The organism is Flavobacterium sp. 3HN19-14, from assembly GCF_051373205.1.
Classification (GTDB): Bacteria; Bacteroidota; Bacteroidia; order Flavobacteriales; family Flavobacteriaceae; genus Flavobacterium.
Window position 1 is genome coordinate 1091980 of sequence record NZ_JBPPZT010000001.1, and the last position, 13652, is coordinate 1105631.

Annotated in this window: 13 protein-coding genes, 1 tRNA gene and 4 pseudogenes; 15 read left to right on the plus strand and 3 right to left on the minus strand. The window is 41.2% G+C overall.

The annotated features are described in order from the left end of the window. Positions 1-176 precede the first annotated feature (176 nt). The 9 genes and pseudogenes from ACSLFW_RS05675 (at position 177) to ACSLFW_RS05715 (ending at position 5766) form a co-directional block, all read left to right on the plus strand. On the plus strand, positions 177-434 hold the full coding sequence (locus tag ACSLFW_RS05675) for a hypothetical protein (RefSeq protein ID WP_436554981.1): 258 nt from the start codon (positions 177-179) through the stop codon (positions 432-434). Further along, on the plus strand, positions 431-601 hold the full coding sequence (locus tag ACSLFW_RS05680; RefSeq protein ID WP_436554982.1) for a hypothetical protein: 171 nt from the start codon (positions 431-433) through the stop codon (positions 599-601). Before ACSLFW_RS05675 ends, ACSLFW_RS05680 begins: the two co-directional genes overlap by 4 nt. Positions 602-704: 103 nt before the next feature. Next, on the plus strand, positions 705-1973 hold the full coding sequence (locus ACSLFW_RS05685; RefSeq protein ID WP_436554983.1) for a hypothetical protein: 1269 nt from the start codon (positions 705-707) through the stop codon (positions 1971-1973). Positions 1974-2010: 37 nt separating this feature from the next. After that, entirely contained in the window at positions 2011-2934 is a 924-nt protein-coding gene (locus ACSLFW_RS05690; protein ID WP_436554984.1) for a WD40 repeat domain-containing protein, read from the plus strand. Continuing rightward, entirely contained in the window at positions 2912-3478 is a 567-nt protein-coding gene (locus ACSLFW_RS05695; RefSeq protein ID WP_436557382.1) for a T9SS type A sorting domain-containing protein, read from the plus strand. Before ACSLFW_RS05690 ends, ACSLFW_RS05695 begins: the two co-directional genes overlap by 23 nt. Before the next feature lie 118 nt (positions 3479-3596). Beyond that, a pseudogene (locus ACSLFW_RS05700) lies at positions 3597-4525 on the plus strand (DUF58 domain-containing protein). A gap of 86 nt (positions 4526-4611) precedes the next feature. After that, a tRNA-Asp gene (locus ACSLFW_RS05705) sits at positions 4612-4685 on the plus strand. A gap of 229 nt (positions 4686-4914) precedes the next feature. Continuing rightward, positions 4915-5271, plus strand: coding sequence for a hypothetical protein (locus tag ACSLFW_RS05710; protein WP_436554985.1), 357 nt, complete (start codon positions 4915-4917; stop codon positions 5269-5271). Between the two features lie 18 nt (positions 5272-5289). Further along, entirely contained in the window at positions 5290-5766 is a 477-nt protein-coding gene (locus tag ACSLFW_RS05715) for a hypothetical protein (RefSeq protein WP_436554986.1), read from the plus strand. Positions 5767-5930: 164 nt separating this feature from the next. On the opposite strand, the gene ACSLFW_RS05720 is transcribed toward ACSLFW_RS05715, so the two are convergent. Together ACSLFW_RS05720 and ACSLFW_RS05725 are read right to left on the minus strand one after the other, a co-directional pair. Further along, positions 5931-7028, minus strand: a complete 1098-nt coding sequence (locus ACSLFW_RS05720; RefSeq protein ID WP_436554987.1) for a glycosyltransferase family 2 protein — start codon at positions 7026-7028, stop codon at positions 5931-5933. Further along, complete coding sequence (locus ACSLFW_RS05725) at positions 7025-7966, minus strand: hypothetical protein (RefSeq protein ID WP_436557383.1); 942 nt, start codon at positions 7964-7966, stop codon at positions 7025-7027. Before ACSLFW_RS05725 ends, ACSLFW_RS05720 begins: the two co-directional genes overlap by 4 nt. Before the next feature lie 22 nt (positions 7967-7988). Between ACSLFW_RS05725 and ruvC the strand changes: the two genes are divergently transcribed. The 6 genes and pseudogenes from ruvC to ACSLFW_RS05755 all read left to right on the plus strand — a co-directional run bounded on the left by ruvC (position 7989) and on the right by ACSLFW_RS05755 (position 12189). Beyond that, entirely contained in the window at positions 7989-8543 is a 555-nt protein-coding gene (gene ruvC / locus ACSLFW_RS05730) for a crossover junction endodeoxyribonuclease RuvC (protein ID WP_436554988.1), read from the plus strand. A 116-nt stretch (positions 8544-8659) separates the two neighbouring features. Then, complete coding sequence (hemW, locus tag ACSLFW_RS05735; RefSeq protein WP_436557384.1) at positions 8660-9778, plus strand: radical SAM family heme chaperone HemW; 1119 nt, start codon at positions 8660-8662, stop codon at positions 9776-9778. A gap of 180 nt (positions 9779-9958) precedes the next feature. Beyond that, positions 9959-10212: pseudogene (locus ACSLFW_RS05740) on the plus strand (GxxExxY protein). 56 nt (positions 10213-10268) lie between these two features. Then, positions 10269-11032, plus strand: a pseudogene (locus ACSLFW_RS05745) (cyclase family protein). Continuing rightward, entirely contained in the window at positions 11033-11395 is a 363-nt protein-coding gene (locus ACSLFW_RS05750; RefSeq protein WP_436554989.1) for an MmcQ/YjbR family DNA-binding protein, read from the plus strand. It abuts the pseudogene before it with no gap. Between the two features lie 50 nt (positions 11396-11445). Then, complete coding sequence (locus tag ACSLFW_RS05755) at positions 11446-12189, plus strand: PH domain-containing protein (protein WP_436554990.1); 744 nt, start codon at positions 11446-11448, stop codon at positions 12187-12189. Positions 12190-12325: 136 nt separating this feature from the next. Here ACSLFW_RS05755 and ACSLFW_RS05760 read toward each other — a convergent pair. Beyond that, a pseudogene (locus ACSLFW_RS05760) lies at positions 12326-13401 on the minus strand (DUF4407 domain-containing protein). Between the last annotated feature and the right edge of the window lie 251 nt (positions 13402-13652).

Genomic DNA, 13652 nt, shown 5'->3' on the forward strand with positions numbered 1-13652 from the left:
TAACTTCCTGATATTGGCAAAAGTATAAATTTATAAATCACCTGAAAATGCGTTCGTCTATTTAAAACGCCATTGGTCTATTAGCGATTTTTTATGTGGATGGATTAGAAGAATTTTGTCGCCTGAAAAACAATCTTATGCGGTTCTTAACTGAAATATTTTACAGGCTGTTAATCATGACGTTACTCTTTGTAGCGTCGCATGCATTTGGGCAAGTGGGAATCAACACCGCATTTCCCGAAGCGCAACTTGACATAAGAGCTACGAATCAGGCGAATCCGGCGAATAATGACGGAATTCTGATCCCGAAAATCGACGTATTTCCTGCAACAAATCCGACTGCCGCACAAAACGGAATGCTGGTTTTTTTAACGACAGCCTCGGGCGCGAATCTTCCGGGATTTTACTATTGGGACAATGCCACCGCGTTGTGAACGGGATCAACTCCAAACAAAAATGGGATATGAACGGCAATTCCGGTACCGATGCCGCGCAGAATTTTATAGGGACTACCGACAGCCAGCCTTTGGCCGTAAGAACTGCAAATGCTGAACGCATCAGGATTGGTACCACAGGAAATATAGCACTCGGTTCCGTTTGATGCAAAATCTCCGCTGGAGTTTAAAAAGGAAATCGGCGAAAAAATATGCCTTTACAAAAGTGATGCTACCCGTTCTTACGGTTTCGGAATTCAGGATACGTTAATGTTGGTTCACGTTTCCAATTTAGAAAGTGATATCGCGTTCGGTTGTGGCGATAGTAACAATTTTATAGAGAGGGTGCGTTTCACCGGCATCGGTGAAGTAGGCATCGGAACCAAAATTCCGCGTTCTAAGCTACATGTTTTTAAAAGCGCATCCGGATTAACGCCCAACCCATCTGCAATCGCTACTTTTGAAAGTACCAACAGCACCTACCTGAATCTATTGTCGAATGCAGGAGAAACAGGGATCTTGTTCGGTGTAAATGGAAATGCAACCAACGGAGGGATTCTTTACAATTCAGGAATTAACAACGGTATGGTGTTCCGCACGAACAACAATACGACACAAATGGCAATTACATCGGCAGGAAATATCGGTATCGGCACGACGGCTCCATTGTCTAAATTTCACATTTTAAATAGCAGTTCCGGGCTTACGCCAAACATCAATCCAATTGCAACTATCGAAAGTGCGGGTAATACCTATCTTAATATGCTGTCCGGCGCAGAAACCGGAATCGTATTCGGAACAAATGGCAACGCCGCTAACGGCGGTATTTTTTACAATTCGGGAATTGCCAGCGGCATGGTGTTCAGGACGAACAATAATACGTCGCAGATGGCCATTACTGCTGCCGGAAATGTTGGCATTGGCACAACGGTTCCCTCTTCAAAATTGCACGTAAGCAAGGCAACGACTGGTATTACGCCAAATTCTAATGCTGTCGCCACGTTCGAAGGCGGCAACAGCACTTTCATCAATCTGCTTTCTGCTACAGGTGAAACCGGAATATTATTTGGTGTGAACGGAAATGCGACCAATGGCGGTATTCTGTACAATAGCGGGATCAGTGAAGGAATCGTATTCAGGACGAATAATAACACACCAAGAATGGCCATCACTTCGGCCGGAAATGTTGGCATTAACACTACTGCGCCGGCGGCAGAGCTTGAAGTCAACGGATTCACGAAGCAAGGTTCGAATGCGCCGGCTGTCAAGCAATTGAAGTTAACGGGATTTACGGCGGCATTTCAGGGGAATTCGGTCACCATTGCACACGGGTTGACGACTTCGAAGATTTTAAGCGTATCTGTAATGGTCGAATATAACATCGGTAATGGAAGCTGTGTCTCCAACGGCAACAGTACTGCGGGTTACGAATTTGATTATTTAGTAACGCCCGCTGGTATCGTCGTTACCAATAAAGCAGCGAATTCGGCCAATATCTTATCAAAATCAATGCGCATTTTAATTACTTATGAACAATAATGTCTATCAAAAAAATAAAAACCTAAATACAATTCTTATGAACAAAAAATTACTCTTTTTAATGATTTTAATAGCCGCTGGCAAATTGGCGGTTGCCCAAACACAAATAGGATCTGTCATTGCCGGAGTGGCAAACGGCGATTTTTCGGGAGCCAGTGTTGGCATGTCTGCCGATGGGACGAAAGTGGTGATAGCGTCACCTTTCAGCGACGTTAATGGCATTAATTCAGGACAGGTCAAAGTTTTCGGTTATAATGGAACGGAATGGAGCCAAATTGGCGCCGACATCAACGGACTTGCCGAAAGTGACAATTTCGGGATGAATGTCTCAATGTCTGCCGATGGTAATACGATTGCCATTTGCGCGCCTTACCATGGTGCCGGACAAGTGAAAATTTACAGTTATTCGGGCGGGTTGTGGAATCAGGTTGGAAACGAAATCAACGGGCTGTCCGGTTTTCTGAATCATATTTCATTATCTGCAGATGGGCAGCGCATCGCCATTTCTTCGCCAAATGACAGCGAATTCGGCACAAAAAAAGGGCAAATCCGTATTTTCAGTTTTAACGGAATTGTATGGGCGTCATTGGGTGACGGAATATATGGAGAAACCAATTTCGACCAGGCCGGAAGCAGCCTTGCTTTTTCTGCAGACGGACTAAAAGTGGCCGTCGGATCGCCTTTTCATGATGTTAATGCTACAGATTCCGGGCAGGTGCGCATCTACAAATTCAACGGCACAGGCTGGGCACAAATGGGAAATGCAATCAACGGTGAGGCAGCAGATGACCAGCTCGGCGGATTCGGATTGCTGTTTTACAATGCCTTGTCGTTATCGGCCGACGGAAATATGATTGCAATCGGAGCGCCGAAAAACAGCAATAATGGTAGCGAATCAGGAAAAGTAAGGGTGTTCGGCTTCAACGGTACCGAACTGGATCCAGGCCGGAGAAGACCTTAAGGGCAACGCTGCAGGCGACCATTTTGGTGACAGCGTTGCATTGTCTGCAAACGGCAACCTGCTAGCTGTGGGAGCCTCGCTTGCCGACGCAGGAGGTTTTGTTGATTCGGGCGAGGTGAGATTATTTCAGAATTCAGGCGGAACGTGGTCGCAAATCGGAAATTCGCTGAGCGGAGGTGGGAATTTTGATAATTTCGGCAATAGCATTTCGCTTTCTTCCATGGGAAATAAGCTTACAATTGGCGCTTATCGCATCGGGGCAGGTTATGCAAGGGTTTATGATTTCAGCAATCTTTTATTGCATACGCCGGATTTCACAGCGTCAAAAATCGTAGTTTTCCCGAATCCCGTAAAAGACAGGCTGACAGTATCGCTTTCGGAAGGGCTGATGTTGGAAAAAGTGAATTTCTACACAGCCACCGGTCAATATGTTAAGTCTTTCAATAGTGCGGTCATCAATACAACAGAATTTCCTGCGGGCATTTATTTCGTCGAAATCATCACGGGTAACTCGAAAGAAATTAAAAAGGTAATAATTGAATAGTTTTAGATTTTTAAATAGATGTTGAACCGGAAGCCTGATGAAAGTCAGGCTTTTTCTATGGATGAAATTTGGCAATCTTTTAATTTTTAATCTTTTAATCTTTTAATACATTTGGATCATGAAGATTGAATCACAAATAGAGAAAATATCGAGTTTCCAGCATCTTGAATTATTGGCCAATCAGGTTGTTGAAGGCTTTATTTCCGGAATGCATAAAAGCCCGTTTCATGGTTTTTCTGCCGAATTTGCCGAGCATAAAGTTTATAATGCCGGCGAAAGCACCAAGCACATCGACTGGAAATTATATGCTAAAACCGACCGTTTGTACACCAAAAGGTATGAAGAAGAAACCAATCTGCGTTGTCATTTGATCATCGATAATTCGTCTTCGATGCATTATCCGAAACTAAAAGACAGCCAGCCGTTTTATGAAAACAAGATTGGCTTTTCGGTACTGGCTTCCGCAGTCCTTATGAATTTGCTGAAAAAGCAACGCGATGCAATCGGAATCAGCGTTTATTCGGATAATTATGAATATTACGCACCCGAAAAGGCAGCGAGCGCCACCACCGCATGATCTTGAACAAGCTGGAGCAATTGCTCGAAAGTCCGAAACAATCTAAAAATACCGATACGACAAAATTCCTGCACCAGATTGCTGAAAAAATGCACCGCCGCTCAATGATTGTCATTTTTACGGATATGTTCCAGACAGCGTCCGGAGAAGAGGCGTTGTTCAACGCATTGCAGCATTTAAAACACGACAAGCACAAAGTTGTCCTTTTTCATATAATCGACCATAAAACGGAACTCAATTTCGATTTCGACAATGCCCCGAGGAAATTCATCGATCTTGAAACGGGAGACGAAGTCAATATTTTCGCTGATAATGTAAAAGAATTATATGAAAAGCAGGCTGATGCCTATTTCAAAAGGCTTGCGCTAACCTGTGCGCAGAACAAAATCAAGTATGTTCCGGTAAGTACAGGCGAAAATTTCGAAAAAATCCTGACGACATACCTTGTTGAAAAACAAAGTTTTGGATAAAATATTGAAATTTTATTTTAAATTTTTCATTGAAAGCCTTGCAGAATAGAAAATCTATCCTATATTTGCACTCGCAATTAAGCGCTGGTTTGGTAGTTCAGTTGGTTAGAATACGTGCCTGTCACGCACGGGGTCGCGGGTTCGAGTCCCGTCCAGACCGCTAAATTGGGAAAAGCCTTTCGTAATGAAAGGCTTTTTTGCCCAAGAAAAGCATCGAAGATTAGTTGTGTTGTTTACGTCACGCCCTTGTAAAGCGTGGCAGGTTTAGTAGTTAGACCAATGAAAAGCTTTCCCTTTTTGGGATGGCTTTTTTGATTTAAAGAGGTTTCAATTTTCCAAATTGCACCAAACTACTAAATTTCACTACATTTGAAACAAATTCAGCAAATATGAAAAGCCTGTTTCGATTTTCTCTTCTTATTTTCTTCCTCTTTGTAGCCGCTCCGCATACAATTGCACAGGAGACCAGCAAAGCAGATCCGGATATCGACCTGAAACTCGAATTGTATAAAAAATACAAAAAGAGGTATTGGCCTTTACCAAAAAGGATTTCGATGCGCTTTTTTTTTGATTTTTTCTCCAAAATGGACGAAGGCCAACCCGCGCTCACCAAAGAAGAATATTACACCTACACCATAAAAATTGCCATCTACAACGAACGCCTTGGGCGATTGTACAAAGACAAAAAGAAGTTTCTTCTGAATCAAAAGAAAAATGGTTCGGCAAAGATTACCAGGTTTACCTAAATTCCAGAGAATAGCATTTTGAAAAAAACGACGCTTTTACTGCTTTTTCTGTCGCTGGCTTCGTGTCAGTACTTCAACCGTGAAGTGCCGTCTAAAAACGAATTGCTGCAGGAAAAACTAAAAGAAATCAACTGGAAGGAAGTCGATGAATACCCATCGGTCGCCGAATGCGAAAAAATAGAAGACAAAACCCTGCGACAACAATGCTTTTTTGAATTCCTCACGAGCACCATCCAGCAGAAATTAAGCGCAGATACGTTGTCAATCCTATATCCCGAACTCGACACAATTGAAGTCAAAGTCACCGTTTTTCCCGATGCGACGATAAAATTCGAACCGCAGTTTCCGAAAGATTCTGTGACTTATGACCGTGTCAAAATCGACAGCATCCTCAACGCGCGCCTGTCGGATTTTCCAAAAATCAACCCGGCACTCAAACGCGGCATTCCGGTAAAAATGCAATTTATCCTTCCGGTAATTTTAAAAGTGGAGTAGAAAAAGTTAAACACAAATTTCACAAATTTCCACGAATTAATTTGTGTGAATTTGTGAAATTCGTGTTCTTTTTTAAGAAGCTATTCCGGCTATCCATTGCAATCTTTTCTTTTTTAAAGAAAAAAAGAAAAGGATTTCCATTACTATCCGGGCTAGGGCATCCGTTATTTTCTGAACTTCCGGCCTTTCCATTCAAATTTTCCAAATACAGAATACAAAACCACCGCCGTGCTAAAAAACGGATAAATAAAACTTCCCAATAAAAACCAGCGTGTCTTCTGTCCTAAAAATCGATTTGCTGAAGTAATCAGGAAATAATCTGCAGTAAATTTCATCACCGTAAATGTAAGAAGTGGGAATTCTCTCCGAAATCCAAATACCCAAACAGCACCCAATATCCAAAAGCAATTCGTCGCAAAAATGACAATTCCCAGCAATTTCGCATAAACGCTTTGATAACCCGATGTCTTTTTTGCCCAACGCACGCGCTGAAAGAATAAACTTTTCCAGCTGTTTTCAGGTTTTGTATGCACAATAGCTTCAGTAGCTTTTAAATAATGCACTTTCCCGGGAAAATGGCGAACGGCTTTCTGCAGTAAAAAAACATCATCGCCGCCGGCAAAGTCGGTGTTGCCTTCAAAGCCGCCGAGTTTTTCAAACAAATCTTTCGTGTAAGCGAAATTGGCACCATTGCACATAAATGCTTTATTCAATCCAAAACCGCCAATCGTTGCTGCCTGCAAACTTGCAATATCGAGCTGCTGGAAAGCGTGTAAAAAGGATTTATTGCCACGATAGACAATCGCACCCGCAACCATTTCAGCATCATTTTTCCGGATAAGATTATCAAAACACAAAAGCCAATTTGTTGGCACAATACAATCGGCATCTGTAGTTATGATCCAATCGTGTTTGGCAGATTGGATCGCTGTCAGTATCGCGTCTTTCTTTGGAGAATTCGAAGTTCGGTGATTGGCAACAACCTGAAATCTGCTGTCTGCAATCTGCAATCTGTAACCATCTTGCGAAGCATCATCTACCAGGATGACTTCGAATAAATCAACCGGATAATTGAGATTTGAAAGGCTTTCCAGTAACGATGGTAAATTTCCAGCCTCATTGCGAAACGGCACGATAATCGTAAATCTGGTTTCAGGATAATTGTTTTTGGCCTCAAAAAGCTTCACTTTCAAAAAGCCGCTGTAAATTCCGAAAATGACAAACAGGTAAATGAAAAAAATAATCAATCCGGCCGCAATCATGACTTTGAAGTTTTAAATTTCAATACGAAATAACTCCCGATCAAAACCGGTAAAACCACATTGAATAACCACATCAGCGTTGCGATAAAAACTACAATCCATTCGTTCACGCCCAGGATTCCGAAGAAATAAACGGCAACGCTTCCTTTTACTGCAAAATCAAGAAATTGGAAAGTTGGCAGCGAAGACGCCAGAAAATAGACACTCGTAATCGCCGACATCAATGTCAGGTAAGGCAAATCGACATCAAAAGCCAGGAATAAAAAATAATATTGGTGCGAAAAAACCAGATAACGCGCCAATGCCAAAGCAGTATTTTTTTGATGAACAGGCTTCGGAATTGCATTAATTTTATGCACGAATTTTTCAAGTGAATAGCCTTTAATAGTGATTCCTTTCAGAAAAAATGAGATAAGAATTACAATCAAAGTCAGTGAGAAAATCACAGCGATGGTTTTGGTCGTAATCACATTGAATTCCGCGTTGAAATAAAGCAATCCGAAAATGCCGAAAATAACCGTCAGCACCATTTGAATGCCATTGCAGATGAGGTTCAGGAATACGATTTTCTTTGCGAATGATTTCTCGTAAAACAATGCTTTTCCGGCATATTCGCCAACGCCGTTCGGAGTAAAAATTCCGGCGGTCAAAGCAGCTAAAACTTGTTTTGTGGCTTCTGCTAAAGAAATTAATTTAATCGATGACACCAGATTCTGCCATTTCAGGATTTCAAAAAAGCGGTTCAGGAAACTCAATAATAGCAGAAAAAGAATTCCCGCAACCGACCAGTTTTTCTTAAATTTTTCAACAAAAAGCTGCCAGTCCAGTTTGTCGTTATTCACCAATTGGCTGTAGACAAAATAAAAAGCGCCGCCAACAATCAAAAGTTTCGCGACGACAATCAGGAATTGTTTAGCTTTGTGGGATATTGAAATCATCACGCAAAATAACAAATTAAAATTGGCAAACGAGCGCATCATATTGGGAATCGATCCGGGAACGACCATCATGGGCTTCGGGCTGATCAAAGTTGTCGGGAAGACCATGCAATTCATCCAGTTGAACGAACTGATTCTCGGCAAATACGACGACCATTACACCAAACTCAAAGTCATTTTTGAACGCACCATCGAATTGATTGAAACGCACCATCCCGATGAAATTGCGATTGAGGCGCCATTTTTCGGCAAAAACGTACAATCGATGTTAAAGCTCGGAAGGGCACAAGGCGTCGCGATGGCAGCTGGTTTGTCGCGGCAAATCCCTATTACAGAATACGAACCCAAAAAAATAAAAATGGCCATTACCGGCAACGGAAACGCGAGCAAGGAACAAGTTGCCAAAATGCTGCAGCAGCTTTTAGGATTGAAAGAACTGCCTAAAAACCTCGACAGTACCGACGGGCTTGCAGCGGCGGTTTGCCATTTTTTCAATTCGGGAAAAGTGATTGGCAGCAAAAGTTATTCGGGCTGGGATGCTTTTGTGAAGCAAAATGAGGAAAAAATTAGAAAATGAGAAAATTAGAAAATGGCAATTCGATATTATAACAACTAAACGCATTCTGATAGTACATTTCAATTATCTCATTTTCTAATTATCCAATTGTCTAATTAATATGTTCCGGAATCTACATCCACATCCCGTTCTGCAAGCAAGCCTGCCATTATTGCGACTTCCATTTTTCGACTTCAATGAAGAATAAGGACGCGATGGTTTTGGCTTTGGCCAAAGAAATGCAGCTTCGCAAAAGTGAATTTAAAGATGAAACCATCGAAACAATTTATTTTGGCGGCGGTACGCCAAGCGTGCTTTCCAATGGCGAAATCAATTTCCTGATACAATCAGTTTATGAAAATTACAATGTCACTTCCGCGCCTGAAATCACATTAGAAGCCAATCCGGATGATTTATCGGAATCCCGAATCAAAACGCTGGCCGAAACGCCAATCAATCGCTTAAGTATTGGCATCCAGTCATTTTTTGAAGACGATTTGAAAATGATGAACCGCGCGCACAATGCAGCAGAAGCGAAACAAAGCCTCGAAATTGCAACGCAGTATTTCGATAATATCTCATTGGATTTGATTTACGGAATTCCCGGAATGAGCAACGAAAAATGGCGTGAAAATATCGAAACGGCTTTGTCTTTCGGGATTCCGCACATTTCAAGTTATGCACTTACGGTCGAGCCGAAAACTGCACTCAAAAAACTCATCCAAACCGGAAAAATTGATGCGCCTAAAGACGATGTTGCGCAGGAACATTTTGAAATTTTAGTCGAAGCGCTTGAAGCGAATAGCTTTGTACATTACGAGTTATCGAATTTTGCAAAGGAAAATTATTTTTCAAGGAACAATTCAGCTTACTGGCTGGGCAAAAAATACCTCGGAATCGGGCCATCTGCGCACAGTTATGACGGCATTTCAAGAAGTTGGAACATCGCCAACAACTCGATTTATCTGAAAGAAATTGCAATCGGAAAATTACCGTCAGAAACAGAAATCCTCACCCAAAACGACCGTTACAACGAATACATCATGACCGGATTGCGCACCATTTGGGGTATTTCGCTTTCGCGGATTGAAAATGAATTCGGAAAAAAAATCCTCGATTATCTTATTGCAAATGCACAAAAATATATTGATGACGAGAAATTAACGATAGAAAATGATACGCTCAAAACTACCAAAAAGGGAAAGTTTCTCTCAGACGGAATTGCATCAGATTTATTTTTGGTAAATTTGGATTAGGCTAACCGCAAGGTTCGCAAAGTTTTACGCCAAGTTCGCAAGGACTTTAATATTATACGCCATACAACTATGTCAGAAAACGAATTGTCACGAATCGTTTTTAATTGTGCTTTAAAAGTGCATCAAAATCTTGGTTAAGGATTACTGGAAAGCGCTTATGAGAAGTGTCTGTTTTATGAAATAAAAAAATCAGGTCTTTTTATCGAAAAGCAAAAAGCTTTACCATTAGTTTATGAGGAGGTGCGTCTCGATGTTGGCTATCGCATCGATATTATGATTGAGAATAAACTGATCTTAGAAAAAAAATTGTCGAGGCACTTAATGACGTTCACTTTGCTCAACTTCTGACTTATCTAAAACTTACGAATTGCAAGTTGGGTCTGTTGATGAATTTTAATGTAATTTTGATAAAAAAGGAATTAAAAGAATTGTAAATAACCTATAAACTTAGCGGCCTTTGCGTAAAACTTTGCGCACTTTGCGGTAAAATATGAAAGCAAAAATCCAACATAACAACAAATCCTTTGAAGTCGATTTTTCAAAACCAATCGACATTTCGATTCCGTTAACCAACACCGACGCCAATCCAATTGCATGGTACCTTGAAAAACCTGTGATTGAACCGGTAGTTTCTGGCGACTGGATCGGAAAAGTCTCTGAAGGAAAATCATCTACGAATTTCAACAATATCTTCTTCAATCCGCACGGACATGGCACGCACACCGAATGCTTGGGCATATCACGCGCGGGTTTTACAGCATCAACCAATCGTTACAATCGTTTTCCTTTTTGGCAGAATTGGTAACACTGAATCCGTATCAGCAGGAAGAAGACCGCGTGATTACGAAAATCCAGATCATGGCGGCGCTTGAAGGCAAACATCCGGAAGCGATTGTAATCAGGACTTTGCCTAACGGGAATGATAAATTATCACGAAAATATTCGCATACGAATCCGCCTTACCTGCATGAATCTGCTGCGGCATACATTCGCGAACTCGGAATCAAGCATTTGCTGATTGATTTGCCGAGTGTTGATAAAGAGCATGACGAAGGAAAATTATTAGCGCACAAAGCATTCTGGAATGTAAAAGATGTAGATAATCTCAATGACGATGCACGTTTGGATTGTACGATTACGGAATTGATTTTTGTTCCTGATGAAATTCCCGACGGAACTTACCTGCTGAACCTGCAAATCGCGTCTTTTGAAAACGACGCAAGTCCGAGCAAGCCAATTTTATATTCTATTTAGGTGAACATCCAGCAATATTTCGACTTTTGTCTTGCCAAAAAAGGCGTTACCGAACATTTTCCGTTCGATGAAGACACTTTGGTTTTTAAAGTTGGCGGTAAAATGTTTGCACTTTCTTCTTTATCTGAATGGGAAAAAGGAAATCCGTCGGTAAATCTCAAATGTGACCCGGACAAAGCCGAAGAACTCCGCGCCGAATACGACGGTATCAACCCAGGCTGGCACATGAGCAAAACGCATTGGAACACCGTAAAAATCAATGCCGATGTTCCAGACAAATTACTGAAGGAACTCATCACCGATTCTTACGGGCTGGTTTTCAAAAGCCTGACCAAAAAATTGCAGGCCGAAATTGGCAATTAGACAATTAGGCATTACTTTTGCACCAATCCGGCAAATTAGCTAACAGCACCATGAACGAACAACTCAAAAAATTCCTGAACGAAGAGCAGGATCCGAAAGCAGTAGAAAAAATCACTTCAAAACTCAACGACCTTTTGATGAAAGGCGAAGAAATTGGCTACATCGGCGTACAGAAAAAGCCGGTTACAGTTTTCCCCGACAGTTTGGTGGTGACGAATAAAAGAATCATTTTGTGCAGTCCGAAAAACCTCGGATTGTCAATGGATTTCAACGATTATACCTGGGATGATATCGAAAGTGTTTTTGTAAAAGAGAATATTTTAGGCTCTGAAGTTTCGTTTACGACCAAAACCGATTTGTCGATTTCTATTGATTATATCCCGAAAACACAAGCGAGAAAATTATATACTTTTTCAAAAGAACAACTCGATATTTTAAAAAACGGACCAATTGCCGAAGTTTCCGTAGCTTTTGAAACGCCAACAATCAAAGACGAAGTCGAAGTTGCCGAAATTCCTGCTGAAGCAGCAGAAGTAATCGAGGCGGTTGAAGAAATGGAAACCGAAGAAGTAACCGATTTCGCCGAAATAATGCCCATCGCGCAACCTGAATTTTCGTCGCCGGATTTGGCAGCAAACCAACAGGCAGAAGGCAAGGTCGAGCGCACATTGGCAGAACTATCAAACGAAGAATTGTTCGAAAAACTGCAGAATTATAAAAAATTATTAGACAACGGATTGATTTTGCAAGGCGAATATGATGCTTTGAAGAAAGAAATCCTTAGTCATATGTAATTTTTACCGAAGACGCAAAGTTTTTCGCAAAGCACGCAAAAACTAAAAAAACTTGTAGATAAAGAAAAACCCAACATATCGATGTTGGGTTTTTTGCGTTCTTAGCGAAAAACCTTGCGCATTTTGCGGTTAACTTTTATAAAGTTCTCTTTTGCTTTTCTACAAAATTATGCGCCTGCAATTCCAGCAATTCCGTAGCTTTTTGGCGTTGTAAATGATACAAACCCTTGTCTTCTGCAATATCGGCGTAAACTTTGTCGTGCATCGACGCGCTGGTTTTCACGAGCAAATCACGCTGGTATTTGTCCTGCGCCAACGTTGCTTTTAAAGCGGTTTCGAGATCTTCGAGCTTAAAATCATATTCGCCTTTCGGGGAAAGCAATTTGGCAATAATTGGTGAAGTTTCAATCGCGAGAAACAGCAACATGATGAATATCGACGGGAATTGCGGCAGTTTTCCAAGTGCGTTGATGCGTGCCATCAATCCATCGAAACCATCGATGATCGGTTGGGTGTCGGCTACTTTTTTGTCAAGATCCGCCTGTAGCGTTTTGGTTTTGGCTTCTTTCTCGGCTATTTTCGCAAGATTGTTTTTGCGTATTGTATCCAATTCGGCTTTGGCGAGATTGTGCTTGGCAATTTTTTCTTTGAAAACCGGCCTTTGCCGAGTTTCATCGTGCCTTTTGTACCTTCAGCTTCGGTGATGTAGGTTTCGTATAAAGTGTTGACTTCTTTTTCCTTTTTTGTGATTTCAGATTTGAGGCTGTCAATTTCGGCTTTGTTTTTATCGAGATCCGACTTGAAATAACCGGCAACTTCTTTTTTGTTATTGAGCGCCATCGCATTTTTTTCCTTTAATAAAACCGTGTCGATTTCTTTTTCAAAAATCTTGATTTCCAAAGGTTTTGAGATGACGATGGCAATGATAACCGCTAAGATAATCCTTGGTGTTGCCTGCAATAATTCACTTGAAAATTTATCGCGTTTGCGAATTGTCGAAACGATGAAACGGTCAAGATTGAAGATTAATAAACCCCAGACAACCCCGAATGCGATGGCGGGCGAAATGTTATCAAAAACTGTAAAAAGCGCATAAGCACTCGCAATAAAAGCCATGACGGCAGTGAAGAAAACGGTCGCACCGATGCCGGCGAATTTGGTCTGTTCGCCTTCGGAACAGGTTTCGAGGAGTTTTTGTCGGCTCCCGAACACAGGATGAAGAATTTTTTCATGATTGATTAATATTGATTTTCTCCGCTGCGCTCCAAACAGTTCGGCTTCGCCTCGGGTGATGATTGATGTTTACAAATTTAACGCCAAAAATTTTATTATGTTGTAAATCGCTGGTTTAATTTGTTTTACGGAAACCTAACAGGTTTTAAAACCTGTTAGGTCTGAAAGAGAACGCCATAAAAAAATCCACCGTAAAGTGGATTTGAAATTTTATTTTTTTTCCTTTATAG